Below are 16,353 nucleotides of genomic sequence, written 5' to 3' on the forward strand. Positions count from 1 at the left end.
TTGCTTTGTGCCGTTCAGTCCGGCAGGACCCGGCGGACCACCGCGTCTGCCAGCAGCCTGCCCTTGAGGGTCAGGACCAGCCTGCCCCTGAACGCGGCAGCAGGATCCACGAGGCCGTCCGCGATCAGCCCCGCAACCTCATGGCGTCCTTCTTGGCCCAGCGACGATACTTCGAGACCGGACTGGAGACGGGCCTCGAGCATCACACGTTCGACGTTCCGGGTCTCCTGGTCCAGGGTTTCCCTGCCGGCCGCCGGTGACACTCCCTGTGCGAGGCGTCCGGCGTAGGCCGTGGGGTGTTTGACGTTCCACCACCGCACGCCGCCCACATGCGAATGGGCGCCGGGGCCGATCCCCCACCAGTCGTCGCCCCGCCAGTAGGCGAGGTTGTGGCGGCAGGCCTGCTCCGGCGTGCGGGCCCAGTTGCTGACCTCGTACCAGCCCAGGCCGGCTTTGGTGATGAGGTCGTCGGCGAGTTCGTACTTGTCGGCGTGGTCGTCGTCGTCGATTCCTGGAACCTCGCCCCGGCGGATCTGGGCAGCGAGCTTGGTTCCCTCTTCGATGATCAGCGCATAGGCGCTGATGTGGTCCGGCTGGTAGGACAGTGCCGTCTCCAGGGAGTAGCGCCAGTCGTCCAGGGACTCCCCCGGCGTGCCGTAGATGAGGTCCAGGCTCACAGCCAGTCCCGCGTCCCGGGCCCATTGCACAACCTGCGGGACTCGGCTGGGCGTGTGGGTCCGGTCAAGCACTTTGAGGACATGCGGCACAGCAGACTGCATCCCGAAGGAGACGCGGGTGAAGCCGGCTTCCTTCAGGATGGCAAGGGATTCAGGCGTGACGGAGTCCGGGTTCGCCTCCGTGGTGACTTCGGCGCCGGCCTCGATTCCCCACTGTCCGATGGCGCGGCGCAGGATCAGGGCGAGGTCCTCGGCGGGAAGCAGGGTGGGTGTGCCGCCGCCGAAAAACACCGTGCTGAGCGGGCGCGCAGGAAGCCCTGATTCCGCCAGGACCCTGGCTGCCAGGGACACTTCGGAGGCGGCCGTGACGGCATAGGCGTCCTGCGAGGCCCCGCCGCCGAGCTCTGTGGCGGTATAGGTGTTGAAGTCGCAGTAGCCGCAGCGGACGGCACAGAACGGAATGTGGACGTAAAGCCCGAACGCCCGGCCCGCCGCACCGTCAGCCGCCTGGGGAGGCAGGAGACCGTCCGACGGCGCCGGGTCGCCGAGGGGAAGAGTGCTAGGCATTGCAGGGGCCTCCGGTGGCGCCGGCCGCTGTAACCACTACTTCTTGGCCTTGTCCTTGGACTCGTCCGTGGTGAGCGCAGCAATGAAGGCTTCCTGGGGGACCTCAACGCGGCCCACCATCTTCATGCGCTTCTTGCCTTCCTTCTGCTTCTCCAGCAGTTTGCGCTTACGGGAGATGTCGCCGCCGTAGCACTTGGCCAGGACGTCCTTGCGGATGGCGCGGATGCTTTCCCGGGCGATGATCCTGGAGCCGATGGCCGCCTGGATGGGCACCTCGAACTGCTGGCGGGGAATGAGTTCGCGCAGCTTGGTGGTCATCATGACGCCGTAGGCGTAGGCCTTGTCGCGGTGCGTGATGGCGGAGAAGGCATCCACCTGTTCGCCCTGGAGCATGATGTCGACCTTGACGAGGTCCGCCACCTGGTCGCCGTCGGCCTTCCAGTCGAGCGAGCCGTAGCCGCGGGTCTTGGACTTGAGGATGTCGAAGAAATCGAACACGATCTCGGCGAGCGGCAGGCGGTAGCGGATTTCCACCCGGTCCTCCGAGAGGTAATCCATTCCTCCCATGACGCCGCGGCGGCTCTGGCACAGCTCCATGATGGCGCCGACGAATTCGTTCGGCGCAAGGATGGTGGCCGACACCATGGGCTCGCGGACCTCGGAGATCTTGCCGGAGGGGTATTCGCTGGGGTTGGTCACGTGGACCACTTTCTTGTCCTCCAGCGTCACCTCGTATTCCACGTTGGGGGCCGTGGAAATCAGGTCCAGGTTGTATTCGCGTTCCAGCCGCTCGCGGGTGATTTCAAGGTGGAGCAGTCCCAGGAAGCCCACCCGGAACCCGAAGCCCAGTGCCGCGGAGGTCTCCGGCTCGTAGACCAGGGCGGCATCGTTGAGCATCAGCTTTTCCAGTGCATCGCGCAGCACCGGATAGTCCGTGCCGTCCAGCGGGTACAGGCCGGAAAAGACCATCGGCTTGGCATCGGCGTAGCCGGGCAGGGATTCAGCGGCCGGCTTGGCGAGGTTGGTGACGGTGTCGCCGACCTTGGACAGGCGGACGTCCTTCACTCCGGTGATGAGGTACCCCACCTCGCCGACGCCCAGGCCCTTCGAGGGCGTCGGCTCCGGGGAGCTCACGCCAATCTCGAGGAGTTCGTGCGTGGCCCGCGTGGACATCATCTGGATGCGCTCGCGGGGGTGCAGCATGCCATCCACCACACGGACATAGGTGACCACGCCGCGGTAGGTGTCGTAGACGGAGTCGAAGATCATTGCGCGGGCCGGGGCATTGGCGTCACCCTGGGGAGCCGGGAGGTCGCGGACGATTTTGTCCAGCAGCGCTTCAACGCCCATGCCGGTTTTTCCCGATACCCGCAGCACGTCCTCCGGTTCGCCGCCGATCAGGCTGGCAAGTTCAGCCGCGTACTTCTCGGGCTGTGCCGCAGGAAGATCGATCTTGTTCAGGACCGGGATGATGGTCAGGTTGTTTTCCATTGCCAGGTACAGGTTGGCGAGGGTCTGGGCTTCAATGCCCTGTGCCGCGTCCACCAGGAGGATTGCTCCCTCGCAGGCCGCGAGGGAGCGGGAGACCTCGTAGGTGAAGTCAACGTGTCCGGGCGTGTCGATCATGTTCAGCGCGTAGCTGACGCCATCCAGCTCCCACGGCATGCGGACAGCCTGGGACTTGATGGTGATGCCGCGCTCGCGTTCGATGTCCATCCGGTCCAGGTACTGGGCCTTCATGTCGCGGGACTGGACCACTCCGGTGAACTGCAGCATCCGGTCGGCCAGGGTGGACTTACCGTGGTCAATGTGCGCGATGATGCAGAAATTCCGAATGATGGCCGGATCTGTCGCGGCGGGCACCGGGGCGGTGCGGGCCATGGGAGACACGCAGGGTCCTTACTGTTGGCATTCACTGATGGCTTTGGGCAACCAGGCAGGACGCGCCGATGGCACGCTGCGGCCCGACCGCACATTTTCAACCTCCAGTGTCCCACGTCAGGGCCCGCGCCACCGCATCCTGAGAGGAGTTCCTGCCTTCACTCTCCCGTACCGGGGGCGGTTATAGGGTTGCTGGATGGTTCTCAATCTCCGCTCCCTGCAGGATGCCGTCAGGACAGGCCTCCGGGCACTGCGCAACGCAGCCAGGACGTCCCCGGCGCCTGGCCCCGACTCCTCCCCCGGCCGGGCGGCGCCTGTGCCCGGCAACGCCCGCCTGCCGGCCGCTGCCCGCGGCGGCGCCGTGGATGGCGATGTATATCCCGGGGACTTCCAGGGCCGGTCCAGCGTCCGCTACGCACCGAGGCCCGATGGTGAACCGGATCCGGGCGAGGTGGTGTGGGCGTGGGTGCCCTACGAAGAGGACCACAGCCGGGGCAAAGACCGCCCCGTGCTTTTGGTGGGCCGCAGCGGCAGTTACTTGTTGGGAGTCATGCTCACGAGCAGGGACCGTGTCCCCGAATCGGCCGTGTCACAGGACTATGTGGACCTGGGCGCCGGCGCCTGGGACAGGCAGGGCCGGGCCAGCGAAGCCCGGCTGGACAGGATCGTGCAGCTTCGGCCGGACGCCATCCGGCGCGAAGGTGCTGTCCTGGACCGTGCGCGCTTCGACACCGTGGCGGCCGGACTGCGCAGCCGACACGGCTGGACGTAAACACCGAAATGGCCAGGCCTGCCGCTGACCTGCTATTCTTTATAGCTGTGTGTCCGTGCAGGTCGACGGCCACTGATGGTTGGCCGCCATAGGTATCCCCACGCCGCTCAGTCAATGGCCAATCTGAAAGCCCTCTAGACCATTTCCGCATTAAAAAGAGAGTTCACACGTGGCGAATATCAAATCCCAGAAGAAGCGCATCCTCACCAACGAGAAGGCACGCCTGCGCAACAACGCAGTCAAGTCCGAGCTGAAGACGGCCATCCGCGCCGTCAACACCGCCGTTGAGTCCACGGACAAGGATGCAGCTGCTGCTGCCCTGGTTGCTGCCAGCCGCAAGCTGGACAAGGCTGTCAGCAAGGGTGTTCTGCACAAGAACAACGCAGCGAACCGCAAGTCGGCGATCTCCAAGAAGGTCAACGCACTGTAAGGTTTCCAGTTCAACTGAACTGATGGTTGTGGCCGGTCCCCTCGGGGGCCGGCCATACATCTTTAAGGCCCTGAATTGCGGCCCCGGATGCCAGGCTTGGGCCCGGATCCGAACGGAACTGTCAGCGGCCCTGGACCGACATGGCGATCACCGTGACCGCATGCTCCACTGCATACACAGGATCACGCGAAAGCCCCTTGACCTGCGCGTCCGCCTCGGCCGTGGCCTGGATGGACCTGACCAGGCCATCCGGGGTCCACCGGCGGACGTCGCGCTGCGCCTGCTCCACCAGCCAGGGCTGCATGCCCAGTTCCGCGGCAATCTGGCCAGAGGAGCCCGACGCACCGGCAACGCGGGCCACGGTACGGAGTTTTGCGGCCAGCGCGGCAACAAGCGGGACGGGGTCTGCTCCCGTGGCGAGGGCATGACGGAGCGTGGACAGGGCCAAAGGAGCGTTGCCGGCCATTGCCGCGTCCGCCACCTTGAACGCCGTCGCTTCAATGCGTCCACCGTAGTAGCGGTCCACAATATCTGAAGTCACGGTGGTCCCGGCATCGGCGATGAGCTGGCTGCACGCCGCCGCAAGTTCCGAGAGGTTTGCGCCGACAGCGTTGACCAGGGCCTGCACCGCGTCCTGCTCAATACGGCGGCCGCCGGCCTTGAACTCGGCCGCCACGAAGGCCACCTTGTCTGCGTCTTTCTTGAGGGGCTGGCAGTCCACCACGGGCCAGCCGTCCTTCTTGATTGCGTCCAGGAGTTTCTTCCCACGGACTCCCCCGCCGTGCCGCAGGACAAGGACGGCATCCGGTTCCGTATGTTCTACGTACCGAAGCGCGTCAGCGAGGAAGGCGTCGTTCATGGCCTCGACAGCTTCGACCTCGATGAGCTTGCTTTCGCCGAACAGCGACGGGCTGACCTGCATCAGCAGGGTGCCGGGCTCGTACGCGGCCGCATTGATGCGGCTGACCTCCACGTCCGGGGCTGTTGCCCGGACCTGGGCACGGATGTGGTCCATGGCCCTGATGCCCAGGTACTCCTCCGGGCCGCTGACCAGCACCACCGCAGCGGGCTTTACATCCCGCCAGGAGGCCGCATTCGATGCCGGGGAACGGGTTGCTCGCTTCTGCGCAGCGGCCATCGTGGGTTCCTTCCGGAAAGTCTTGTGGAGGATTCCAGCCTGCCACGTCCGGCCGTCCGGTCCAAGCCGGCAGGCGTCAGTGGCACCGCGGGCCGGCTCGGCCCGGGCCCTGACCCGCGGCCAAGGCCGTCCAGGGTACCGACTTGGCGCGATTCAAGGGCTTCGATCAGGGCTACAACGCGCCGATGGGAAGCCAGGACGCAGCGGCCGAACCTGCGGGGCCGGGACGCCGCCCACAGCGTTCCTAACGTGAGGGCTGACAGGAAGAGCATGGTGAGCAGCCCGGCAACGCCTTCCGGCCACGGAAGTGATGCGCCCGAGAGCTGTGAGGTGAACCTTGCCGTGGCTGCAATGCCGGCGCTGAAGATGCCCGCTACGGCGATCAGGGCTGTGGCGGGCCAGGGAGCCGGAATTACCAGGGGCACGGCTGCGGTCCCCAGAAGTGTCACCGGAGCCACCAGGGGTGAAGCGATGACATTGGCCAGCAGCGAGTACGTTGAGAATTCGGGTTGCAGCAGCACTGTAACCGGCCCGCACATCAGTTGCGCAGACAAGGGGACTGCGACCCCGGCCGCCACCCAACGCGGAATGAACACCGGCGTCCAGTCGATGATGCGGCGCCCGAGGACAATGATCCCCAGGGTGGCCAGGACGGACAGGAGGAACCCGAAGCTCGATCCCAGGCCCGGGTCGATCAGCAGCAGCGCGATGACGGCCACGCTCAGGAAGCTGAGCCCGCGTCCGGACCGCCCGCCTGCCAGTGAGATCAGTCCAACACCTCCCATCAGCGCCGCCCGAAGCACGCTCGCATCGGGACCCACAAGCACCACGAACAGGCCCAGTCCGGCCCCGGCCAGCACAGCAGCCGGCACCCGGGGCAGGCGGAGGCTGCGGCAGGCCAACAGCAATGCACCGAGGACCAGGCTGCAGTTGGCCCCGCTGACAGCTGTCAGGTGCGTCATGCCCACACCTTTCATGGCGTTCTTCAGGCCCTCATCCAGCGCGCTGGTGTCTCCCGTGACCATGCCGGGAAGCAGGCCCGCCGGATCAGGGGCGAGGAAGGAAGCTGCGGCAACAAGCCGTTCCCGCAGTTCCTTGGCCGATCCCTGCAGTAGCGGAGATTCGTTGGGCCGCCCGGGCGGGGAGGAAGCAGTGAGGGTGCCGGCCTCTTCCCTGCCCGGATCAGGAGGGCGGAGCTTTCCTGCGGTGCGGACCAGCTGGCCCGGCACAAGGGCTCCCCAGGCCGGGCCGCCCATGACCATAAGGTGGGCACGCGTCCTGAGCAGGACGCCGCCGGTGCCGACATCCCGTGTCCAGACGGGCACCGACCAACGCTCGGGCGGTCCTGCCTGGCCGGGTCCCGCCAGTGCGCGCGGGGCTCCTGCCACCTCGACCACGGCCACCACCGACTTCCCGGACGCAATCGCCGCCGCCAGCGGACCCTCGGACCTCTGGCTGGACGCGACGGCCGAGTGCGATGCCGCGGCGGCAGCCAGGAAGAGTGCCACCGCGCTGGTGGCCAGGAAACTCCGCCGAACCGGAGTATTTTTGGCTGCCGGCGCCCCTCCTTCGCAGGCCCCGCCTCCCGATGCCCCCGTTCCCCCGGTACGGGTTCCCCCTGCCGGGTTTGCCCGTAGCCTGCGCCGGCGGAGGCCGGGCAAGGAGGGCCGGGCCGTGCGGAACAGCAGGAGCAGCCCCAAGGCCACCGCTGCGCAACATACGACCGCCAGGGCTGCAGGGGCCAGCCAGAGCCCGGCGACTGACGCAGCCCACACCGCGGCTGCCGGCAGGGTGAGGCGGACATCCGTGCGGCGGCGCGGGGCCTCACCGGGGGTGCCGGTGGTTGTCCCTGCCCCGTCCTTCACTGCCCGCGCCCAGGTGTCCTTTAGGATCCGGCTCCAATATTCCAGGACACGGTGCCGGAAGGGCACTGCAAGCCCCGGCCTCCGGCGCTCGAAAGGAGCATCCCCGGAGCGGACTGCCGGATTGTCACGGGTCCCGGGAAGGCGGGCGCCTGCTTCACGGCTGCCCCCAGGACCGGGTGGAGTAGCCGGTCCTTTCACAGCGGACTGCACGTAACGGCTCCAGGGACTCGTCCGGGAGGTCTTCCTGCTACTACCCATCGGGATCACGGTTCACCCGGGCCTTCTCATACCAGGCCTCCCCATACCGCCAGAGCCTCACACCGTCACCAGTGGCAGCAATGCTTGAAGCATCTTGGGTCCCACGCCGTCCACGGCGTCCAACTCCTCGACGTTCTTGAATGCCCCGTGCTCCTTGCGCCAGTCCACGATTCGTTGGGCAAGGACAGGACCCACTTTCGGCAAGGCATCCAGCTCCTCCACGCCCGCCGTGTTGAGGTTGACTTTTCCTTCCGGCGGCATTGCACCGCTGCCGTCATCCTGGCCAGCGCCATCCGGCCCGCCTGCAGGGATCTCCTCCCCTTCCCGCGGAACATGGATCTTCTGGCCGTCCTCCACGGCGAGGGCAAGGTTCAGGCGGTTCAGGTCGGCTCCCGGCGCCCCGCCTCCTGCTGCCGCGATGGCCTCGTGCACCCGGCTTCCTGCGGGCAGCCGAACCACGCCCGGCCTTGCCACTGCCCCTGCCACATGGACCACTACGGATCCGGGGGATTCATCGCCGCTGGCGTCCCTGGCAGCTTCAGGATCACCTCCGGTCCCCTGGTCCCCCGCGGGGGCGCCGTCCGCCACCGGACCACCGGGGCTGATGCCGCTGAGGGGCAGGATCTCCGGACGGCCTGACGCCACCTGCCACCAGAACCATGCCCCCGCCGCAACAGAGAGGATGCCCAGCAGCACAGCGAGGCGCGGCCCCAGCCGCCACCGGAGCACGGATCCCACGGGAGTGGTGGCGGCAGGATCCAGGTCCTGCCGGGAACCGGCGGGTGGGGAGTGCGGGGAGGCCTCCGGCGGGTCCCCGGCCGGTCCCCGGTACTCAAAAGGCCCGATACCGTTCCGGAGCAGCCCCGCGGGAGCCTCCCCGAGGGCGGCCTGCAGGCGATTCCTGGCATGGCGCGCCGGACCACCTGCTTCTCCAGCGTCCCGGCGTGACATGGCTTCACGCTAGGGAAACGTCCGGGCGCGGCAACAGGGCAGGTACGCGTTATGTGGAAAGGCCTGCCGAACGGCTGCCCGTTTCCGTCAGCTCTTCCCCCACGATCACGGCCAGGACCCCCAGGCCGGCATGGGCCGCGAGGACAGCGGGAAGCGGGCTGGTCTGGGCCGGCGGGCGCCCCGGCAAGGCCAAGGCCAGGCGTGCAGCCAGGTTTTTCGCTTCGTCGGGATTGCCGAAATGGTGGATGGCAAGGTGGACGGCCGATGCCGGCCGGCCGGCAGCATCGGCGGCGACGATCTCTTCCAGGCGCGCAACAGCCCTTGCAGCAGACCGCACCTTCTCAAGCAGGACAATCCTGCCGCCCTCCACCGCCAGGATCGGCTTGATGGCCAGCATCGTCCCCAGCAGCGAGGCGGCTGCACCGATCCGGCCCCCGCGGCGCAGCTGCTCCAGGCTCGGAACGTAGAAATACACCTTGGTCCGTCCTGCCTGTCCAGCCGCGGCAGCGGCAACGGCCGCAGCGCCACCGCCGTCGGCCGCTGCCCCCACTGCCGCCTGGACGGCCATGCCCAAAGCCATGCCAACGGTGCGGGAGTCCACGACCTCCACCGGGATGTCCACCCTCGCCGCAGCCAGCCGGGCCGCGTCCGCCGTCCCGGACAGGTCCCCGGAAATATGGATGGAGACTACCGCCTCGAAGCCCTTCTGCCGGGCGGCGCGGTAGGCCTGCTCGAATTGGCCGGGCGAGGGCCGGGAGGTCTTAACGGAGGTCCCGGCGGCCAACGCCAGGGCGATGGTTTCGGAGATGTCGTCTTCGCCCTCGCCATAGATCTCCGACCCAACCATCACAGGCATCGGAATGACCGTCAGGACGCCGTCGCCCGTGAGCGCCGACACCCACTCCGGCGGCAAGGCAGCTGCGGAATCAGTGACCACGGCAGTACGCACGACGGCGCCCGGCCGTGTTCCGGAATCATCCCGCCTGCCAGCTTCCTGCCTGGCGCGCATGGCCGCCAGGCGTGCGCGGAGCCAGGGCCAGGCGGCGGTGTCGCGGTCGGGCAAGGGGGCCTCCTGGTGTCACTGCAGGCCGCCGGAGCTGTTCCGGCGGCCCGGTCCGGCTAGGCCGGGACGATGTTGACCAGTTTAGGTGCGCGGACAATCACCGTGCGGATGCCGCGGCCGTCCAGTGCCCGCTGGACATTCTCCGACGCAAGCGCCAGTTCGCGCAGCTGGTCCTCGGAGACGTTCGGGGACACTTCCAGCCTGTCCCGGACCTTGCCCTGGACCTGGACCACTGCCGTGACGGTGTCCTGGACCAGCAGGGAGGCGTCATGGGCCGGCCATCCCGCATTCGCGACGGAGGCCGGGTGGCCCAGGACGTTCCACATGTCCTCAGCCGTATACGGCGCGAACAGGCTCAGGATCACCGCGACGGCCTCAGCGGCCTCGCGCACAGCGGGGTCGGCGCCGCCGGCACCGGAGGCTGCGTCTATGGTCTTGCGGGTGGCGTTGACCAGCTCCATCAGTTTGGCCACCACTACGTTGAACTTGTTGGCGTCCAGCAGCGCGGCGGCGTCGGCGATGGTCCGGTGCGTAACGGAGCGCAGTGCGCGGTCGCCGCTGGTGACGTCGATGCCGGGTTCGCTCGCCACATCCTGGGCCAGGCGCCACGCCCGCGCCAGGAACTTGGCGGAACCGGAGGGCGAAACGTCAGCCCAGTCCACGTCGTCCTCGGGCGGGGAGGCGAAGATCATGGTCAGGCGGACGGCATCCACGCCGTATTTGTCCAGCTGCTCGCCGAGGTCCACACCGTTGCCGAGGGACTTGCTCATGGCTTTGCCGCCGTTGAGCACCTGCCCCTGGTTGAGCAGGGCGCTGAACGGCTCGTCGGCGTCGATCATGCCGAGGTCGTGGATGACCTTGGTGAAGAACCGGGCGTACAGCAGGTGCAGGATCGCGTGCTCAACGCCGCCAACGTACTGGCCCACCGGCATCCAGTCGTTGATTTTCTCCGGGTCGAAGGGCCCCTCCGTGTAGTGCGGCGAAACGAAGCGCAGGAAGTACCACGACGAGTCCACGAAGGTGTCCATGGTGTCGGTATCCCGCTTGGCCGGGCCGTGGCAGGAAGGGCAATCCACGTTGACCCACGCTTCGGCAGCAGCCAGCGGAGAGGTGCCCTTGGGCGACAGGTCTTCACCGCGCAAATCGGACGGCAGCGTGACGGGCAGCTGCTCGTCGGGGACAGGAACCTCGCCGCAGGACGGGCAGTGGATGATCGGGATCGGGGTGCCCCAGAACCGCTGGCGGCTGAGCAGCCAGTCCCGCAGGCGGAAGTTCACGAACTTCTCACCGGTGCCCTGGCGTTCCAGCATGGCGATCGCGGCCGGGATGGCCTCCGCCTTGGGCAGGCCATCCAGCCCGCCCGAGTTGATCAGGGTGCCCTCGCCCGTGGTGGCCGTGCCGGAAACGGCAGGATCCTCCTCGCCCGTGTCCAGGACTGCCCGGACAGGCAGGTCGAAGGTGCGGGCGAAGTCCAGGTCGCGCTGGTCGTGGGCCGGCACGGCCATGATCGCGCCGGTGCCGTAGTCGGCCAGGACGTAGTCAGCGGCCCAGACGGGAAGCTTCTCCCCGTTGAGCGGGTTGACGGCGTACCGGCCGGTGAAGACGCCGGTCTTCTCCCGCTCAGTGGACTGGCGTTCAATCTCGGAGAGCGCCTTGACCTGCTCGCGGTATTCGTCCAGGGCCGCGGCGTGCTCCCCGGTGACGAGTTCGACGGCGAGCGGCGCGTCCGCGGCCACCACAAAGAACGTCGCGCCGTACAGGGTGTCGGGGCGGGTGGTGAAGACAGTCACCTCCTTGGCGGGCTTGCCGCCGTCGGCCTCGATCACGAAGTTGACGTGGGCGCCCTCGGAGCGGCCAATCCAGTTCTTCTGCATGGCCAGGACGCGCTCGGGCCAGTGGCCGCGGAGCTGCTCCATGTCGTCAAGCAGCCTGTCGGCGTATTCGGTGATCTTGAAGTACCACTGGTTGAGGGACTTCTTGGTGACGGTGGTGCCGCAGCGCTCGCAGGCACCGTTGACTACCTGTTCGTTGGCCAGCACCGTTTGGTCCTTGGGGCACCAGTTGACCGGGGAGTCCTTGCGGTATGCCAGCCCGCGCTCGTAGAAACGCTTGAACAGCCACTGGGTCCAGCGGTAGTACTCGGGATCCGAGGTATGCAGCCGGCGCGACCAGTCGGCCGAGATGGCGTACCGCTTAAAGGACGCGGCCTGGGTGTCGATGTTGGCGTAGGTCCACTCGCTGGGGTGGGCGTTGCGCTTGATGGCAGCGTTTTCCGCCGGAAGGCCAAAGGAGTCCCAGCCGATCGGGTGGAGGACGTCGAATCCTTTCTGGCGCAGATAGCGGGCCACCACGTCACCCATGGCGAACGCCTCCGCATGGCCCATGTGGAGGTCGCCCGAAGGGTACGGGAACATATCCAGCACGTAGCGCCGCTCCCGGGACCCGTCGTCGACAGGGGTGAAGACCTTGAGGTCTTCCCACACCTGCGGCCATTTGGCCTCCATCGCCGTGAAGCTGTAGGTGCCCTCCTCGGGCACCTCCGCTGACACTGTTGCTGCTGTTCCGGTCTCTGTCTCCGGCTGAACGCCCACTGCTGCCCTCTTCTGTTCTGTTACGGCATCTGTGCTGCCATAACGGCCTGATCCTCCTGCTGTCACCGGACGCTCCCGGACACACAAAAGCCCCTCACCATGGAGGGGCTGCCGCACGCTATCCGTTGGTCCGGATACCGGGCGGCTGGCTAAGCAGAAGGATCGCACGCATGAAACCACTTTAGCGCACCCGGGAAGGAACACCGCCGGGGGCCTGCCGGGAATGACGGCCTCCGTCAGGACCCCGAGGGTACGAGTCCCCCTACTGGAACGGCCCGCAGGATTACGTGTCCCCCTACTGCCGCAACCCGCAAAACCACGTGCCCTCCCCTACCCCCTACAGCTGCGAACTTGTGTGCTTTCCCCCCTTGCCAACAGTGGCAGGGCAGGTGCATTGTAATGACCAAGTCTGAGGGGGAAACTGACTGGTCTCCGGCGTAGGAGCCTGAAATGTATTCATGCCAGTTACACCCGCAGCAAAGTAGCCGCGGGTCTTACCCTTCGTCTAACCCCGGCCGAGAATCCAACGGGTGACGAACCATGTTTGGCTGGGTTACCCGGTTCAGCATGCAGTTTCGGATTCTGGTTCTCGCGATCGCAGCGGGCCTTATTACTTTTGGCGTAGTAAACATTCCACATATGGCTGTGGACACCATGCCGGAGTTCGCCCCCGCACAAGTCGAGATCCAGACCGAAGCCCTCGGGCTTTCCGCCGCTGAGGTCGAACAGCTCATCACCGCCCCCATGGAGGCGGACCTTCTTAATGGCGTGGCCTGGCTGGACGAGATACGCTCCAAGTCCGTTCCCGGCCTGTCGTCCATCGAACTCGTCTTCGAGCCCGGTACGGACGTCCTGCGTGCACGCCAGCTGGTGGCGGAAAGGATGACGCAGGCCCACGCGCTGCCCAACGTCTCCTCGCCGCCCCTGATCATGCAGCCGATGTCGTCCACGAGCCGCGTGATGATGATCAAGATGAACTCCACCGAGCTCTCGGGCATCGACATGTCCGTCCTGGCCCGGTGGAAGATCAAGCCGCGCCTGATAGGCATCCCGGGCGTCGCAAACGTGTCTATCTGGGGCCAGCGCGAACAGCAGCTGCAAGTTGAAGTCACTCCCACGCAGCTCCGCGACAAGGGCATAACCCTTGAGCAGCTGGTCAAGACCACGGGCAACGCCGTCTGGGTTTCGCCGCTGAGCTTCCTGGAGGCATCCACGCCGGGTACCGGCGGCTTCGTGGAGTCACCCAACCAGCGCCTTGGCATCCAGCACGTCCTCCCTATCCGCACCCCGGCCGACCTGGCAAAGGTCAGCGTGGAGGAAGCGGACCCGCCGGTGCTCCTGGGCGACATCGCCCAGGTCAAGGAAGGCCACCAGCCGCTGATCGGGGACGCCGTGGCCGGCTCAGGTGCAGGCCTGATGCTGGTCGTCGAAAAGTTCCCGGGCACCAACACACTGGAAGTCACCCGCAACGTTGAAGCCGCGCTGAAGGACATGGAGCCGGGCCTCACCGGGATCCAGATCGACACGTCCGTCTTCCGGCCGGCAACCGGCGTCCAGGAATCCGTCGACAGCCTGGGCCTCTCCCTGCTCATCAGCCTGCTGATTGCCGTAGCCCTGTTCTGGCTGCTTTTCCGCTCCTGGCGTGCGGCTGTGATTGCGCTCGTGGCCATCGCCACGACGGTCACGACGGCCGCAGTTGTGCTGTTCGCCCAGAATGCAACACTCAACATCGCCATCCTGCTCGGGGTTCTGCTCGGCACATCGGTAATCGTGGGCGACATTGTGGAAGACATCCAGGCCCACCGGCGGCTGGCCTCGGGCCAGGATGTGGCGAAGCCGGGAACTTCCCCAAGGTCGAGGATCAGCCTCATCGCGAAGGGAATCCGCACTCCGCTGTTCCACGCATCGCTCATCATGGTGGTTGTCCTCGTTCCCACGCTCTTTCTGACCGGGGTCGGCGGCTCGTTCTTCACCCCGCTGTTCTGGTCACTTGCGCTGACCCTTGCCGCCGCACTGATAGTTGGCCTCTCCGTGACGCCCGTGCTGGCGTACTTCCTGCTTCCGCCGAAGACTGCTCCGGCCAGGGAACTTCCCGCTGTAGGACGCGCGAAGGCCTACTACGGCCGCGCGCTGGACGGAATCGGTCCCCGGAAAGGCCTTGCCGTCGCGGTGGTGGTGGTTGTGGGAATGCTGGGGATCGTAGCCGGTTCCCAGCTGACGCAAAACAGGCAACTTGTTCCCACGATGCCTGACCGCACGCTTTTGGTTCAGTGGGACACCATGGCCGGGACCTCCAACGATGAAGTCCAGCGGGTTGCCGCCAAGGCCGCCGAGGAACTTCGGGCCCTTCCGGGGGTCTCCGGAGTCGGCGGGCACCTGGGACGCGCCATTTCAGCAGACCAGGTGGTAGGCAACAGCTCCGCCGAGCTGTGGGTGTCGATCGACCGGGGCGCCAACTTCGGCGAAACCGAGCGTGCCGTGCGGGAAGTGGTCCAGGGTTACCCTGGCATCGCGCACAACGTGATGAACTACTCGCAGCAAACCATCGGAGATGTACGCTCCAGCATGGAACCGGACTTTGCGGTCCGGGTCTTTGGAACGGAAATGCCGGTGCTGCGTAAAAAGGCAGAAGAGGTCCGCCAGGCCCTCCAAAAGATCAACGGGGTGAACAACCCGACCATCGACGCACCGGCCGTGACCCCGATAGTGGAGGTCCAGGTCAACCTCGAAGCCGCCCAAAAGGCAGGTATCAAGCCCGGTGACGCAAGGCGCGCCGCTGCGACCCTGATGCAGGGCATCGTGGTTGGGAACCTCTTTGAACAGCAGAAGGTTTTCGAAGTGGTTATCCGGGGGGCCGTTGGCGTCCGGGATGACCTGACAAGCATCCGTGAGCTGCTCCTTGACACCCCCAACGGCGGCCACATCCAACTGGGGCAGATCGCCGACGTGCGGATGGTCCCGAGTGAAGTCGTGGTCCAGCACGATGCTACGTCGCGGCGCATCGACATTGTCGCCGACATCAGCGGACGCCCCTTGGAAGATATTCAGCGGGACATCCAGGCAGCCGTCCAGCAAATCGAGTTCCCGCTCGAGTACCACGCCGAGATCCCCACGAAATATGGCGAACTCCAGGCCGCGGATACCTTGGTGCACGGACTCGGAGTTGCTGCCGCCCTGGCTGTGCTGCTCCTGCTCCAGACAGCGGTGAGGAGCTGGAAACTGGCTGTCGCCACCTTCCTGGCCCTTCCCGCCGCGATGTCCGGAGCAGCGGTGGCGGCCTGGTTCGGATCGGCGTCGCTGTCCTGGCTGTCACTGACAGCGTTTGCTGCCGTCCTTGCCATCGCCGCGCGCAACGCAGCCCTGTTGTCCGCACGCGTCGACGAGATCTGGCGGGAGACTGCCGGAGCTTCGCGCACAGACGTGGTCCTGCAGGCAGCCCGGGACCGCGTGTCGCCAGTCCTGAAGTCGGCCATCATCACGCTGCTTGTGCTGATACCGCCCGCCTTCATGGGCGGCACGGTCGGCCAAGCCTTGATAGGGCCGATGCTGCTGATCCTGGCCGGTGGCCTGGTGACCACAACGCTCGTGGGGCTCTTCATCCTCCCGCTGCTCACCCTGTGGTTCGGTCCACGCACCGAGCCCGAAGAGTGGTCGGAAGTCTACGAATCAGAACATCCAGTCATGTCGATGCCGGAAAAGGTGAAAGTATCATGACCAGCAAAAGCCTCCTTCGGCGCCTGCCAGTCGCAGCTGCCGTCTGCGCCGCCCTGCTGTCTTCACTGCCGGCCTGCGCCCAGTCCACAGCGCAGGCGGAGTCTGCAGCCGAAGCGCCTGCCAAGGTGGAGAAGAACGCCACCACGGGAATTGCACGCATAACGCTCAGCCAGCGGGCCATTGAACGGCTTGAACTGCTCACGGAGACCGTCAAGCCGGCGGATGGAGGCATCCTCCTCCCCTACGCTGCCCTGCTTTACGACGCCGAGGGGAAGACCTGGGTTTACGGGAACCCCGAACCACGGGTGTTTGAACGCCAGGCCGTCACCGTGACCAAAGTGGAGGCTGGTGTTGTCACCGCCAGCGCAGGTCCCGCAGTGGGTTCCCAAGTGGTGACCGTGGCCGCCGCTGAGTTGTTCGGCGCAGAGTTCGTCACGGGCAAATGA

The 16,353-nt window shown here is 66.4% G+C and carries 11 protein-coding genes; 4 read left to right on the forward strand and 7 right to left on the reverse strand.

Annotated elements, in window-relative coordinates:
• Positions 1-14 precede the first annotated feature (14 nt).
• Positions 15-1,244, reverse strand: a complete 1,230-nt coding sequence (hemW, locus tag SMD14_RS10490) for a radical SAM family heme chaperone HemW (protein ID WP_321213597.1) — start codon at positions 1,242-1,244, stop codon at positions 15-17.
• 36 nt (positions 1,245-1,280) lie between these two features.
• Positions 1,281-3,134, reverse strand: coding sequence for a translation elongation factor 4 (gene lepA, locus SMD14_RS10495; protein ID WP_321213598.1), 1,854 nt, complete (start codon positions 3,132-3,134; stop codon positions 1,281-1,283).
• A gap of 187 nt (positions 3,135-3,321) precedes the next feature.
• Between lepA and SMD14_RS10500 the strand changes: the two genes are divergently transcribed.
• Both SMD14_RS10500 and rpsT read left to right on the forward strand, forming a co-directional pair.
• Entirely contained in the window at positions 3,322-3,897 is a 576-nt protein-coding gene (locus SMD14_RS10500; protein ID WP_157242276.1) for a type II toxin-antitoxin system PemK/MazF family toxin, read from the forward strand.
• Between the two features lie 169 nt (positions 3,898-4,066).
• Positions 4,067-4,327, forward strand: coding sequence for a 30S ribosomal protein S20 (rpsT, locus tag SMD14_RS10505; protein ID WP_011692086.1), 261 nt, complete (start codon positions 4,067-4,069; stop codon positions 4,325-4,327).
• A gap of 121 nt (positions 4,328-4,448) precedes the next feature.
• Here the strand turns inward: rpsT and holA are convergent, their stop codons facing one another.
• The 5 genes from holA to leuS form a co-directional block, all read right to left on the reverse strand.
• Positions 4,449-5,465 carry a DNA polymerase III subunit delta gene (gene holA, locus SMD14_RS10510; protein WP_157242275.1) on the reverse strand — a complete coding sequence of 339 codons (1,017 nt, stop codon included), beginning with the start codon at positions 5,463-5,465 and terminating at the stop codon, positions 4,449-4,451.
• Complete coding sequence (locus SMD14_RS10515; RefSeq protein WP_321213599.1) at positions 5,399-7,330, reverse strand: ComEC/Rec2 family competence protein; 1,932 nt, start codon at positions 7,328-7,330, stop codon at positions 5,399-5,401. The genes holA and SMD14_RS10515 overlap by 67 nt, the downstream gene beginning before the upstream one ends.
• A 315-nt stretch (positions 7,331-7,645) precedes the next feature.
• Positions 7,646-8,539, reverse strand: a complete 894-nt coding sequence (locus SMD14_RS10520) for a helix-hairpin-helix domain-containing protein (protein ID WP_321213600.1) — start codon at positions 8,537-8,539, stop codon at positions 7,646-7,648.
• Between the two features lie 49 nt (positions 8,540-8,588).
• On the reverse strand, positions 8,589-9,602 hold the full coding sequence (locus tag SMD14_RS10525; RefSeq protein WP_321213601.1) for a DegV family protein: 1,014 nt from the start codon (positions 9,600-9,602) through the stop codon (positions 8,589-8,591).
• A 56-nt stretch (positions 9,603-9,658) separates the two neighbouring features.
• The gene (gene leuS, locus SMD14_RS10530) at positions 9,659-12,193 is read right to left on the reverse strand and encodes a leucine--tRNA ligase (protein ID WP_321213602.1); all 2,535 of its coding nucleotides are present in this window, start codon (positions 12,191-12,193) and stop codon (positions 9,659-9,661) included.
• A 567-nt stretch (positions 12,194-12,760) separates the two neighbouring features.
• Between leuS and SMD14_RS10535 the strand changes: the two genes are divergently transcribed.
• The gene (locus SMD14_RS10535; protein ID WP_321213603.1) at positions 12,761-15,907 is read left to right on the forward strand and encodes an efflux RND transporter permease subunit; all 3,147 of its coding nucleotides are present in this window, start codon (positions 12,761-12,763) and stop codon (positions 15,905-15,907) included.
• The gene (locus SMD14_RS10540) at positions 15,904-16,353 is read left to right on the forward strand and encodes a hypothetical protein (RefSeq protein ID WP_321213604.1); all 450 of its coding nucleotides are present in this window, start codon (positions 15,904-15,906) and stop codon (positions 16,351-16,353) included. Before SMD14_RS10535 ends, SMD14_RS10540 begins: the two co-directional genes overlap by 4 nt.

Source organism: Pseudarthrobacter oxydans (genome assembly GCF_034258515.1).
In the GTDB taxonomy this organism is placed as follows: domain Bacteria; phylum Actinomycetota; class Actinomycetes; order Actinomycetales; family Micrococcaceae; genus Arthrobacter.

Coding starts and splice junctions, on each gene's coding strand:
- hemW (WP_321213597.1), bottom strand. CDS start 1,244: ATGCCTAGCACTCTTCCCCTCGGCGACCCGGCGCCGTCGGACGGTCTC.
- SMD14_RS10500 (WP_157242276.1), top strand. CDS start 3,322: ATGGTTCTCAATCTCCGCTCCCTGCAGGATGCCGTCAGGACAGGCCTC.
- holA (WP_157242275.1), bottom strand. CDS start 5,465: ATGGCCGCTGCGCAGAAGCGAGCAACCCGTTCCCCGGCATCGAATGCG.
- SMD14_RS10520 (WP_321213600.1), bottom strand. CDS start 8,539: ATGTCACGCCGGGACGCTGGAGAAGCAGGTGGTCCGGCGCGCCATGCC.
- SMD14_RS10535 (WP_321213603.1), top strand. CDS start 12,761: ATGCAGTTTCGGATTCTGGTTCTCGCGATCGCAGCGGGCCTTATTACT.
- SMD14_RS10540 (WP_321213604.1), top strand. CDS start 15,904: ATGACCAGCAAAAGCCTCCTTCGGCGCCTGCCAGTCGCAGCTGCCGTC.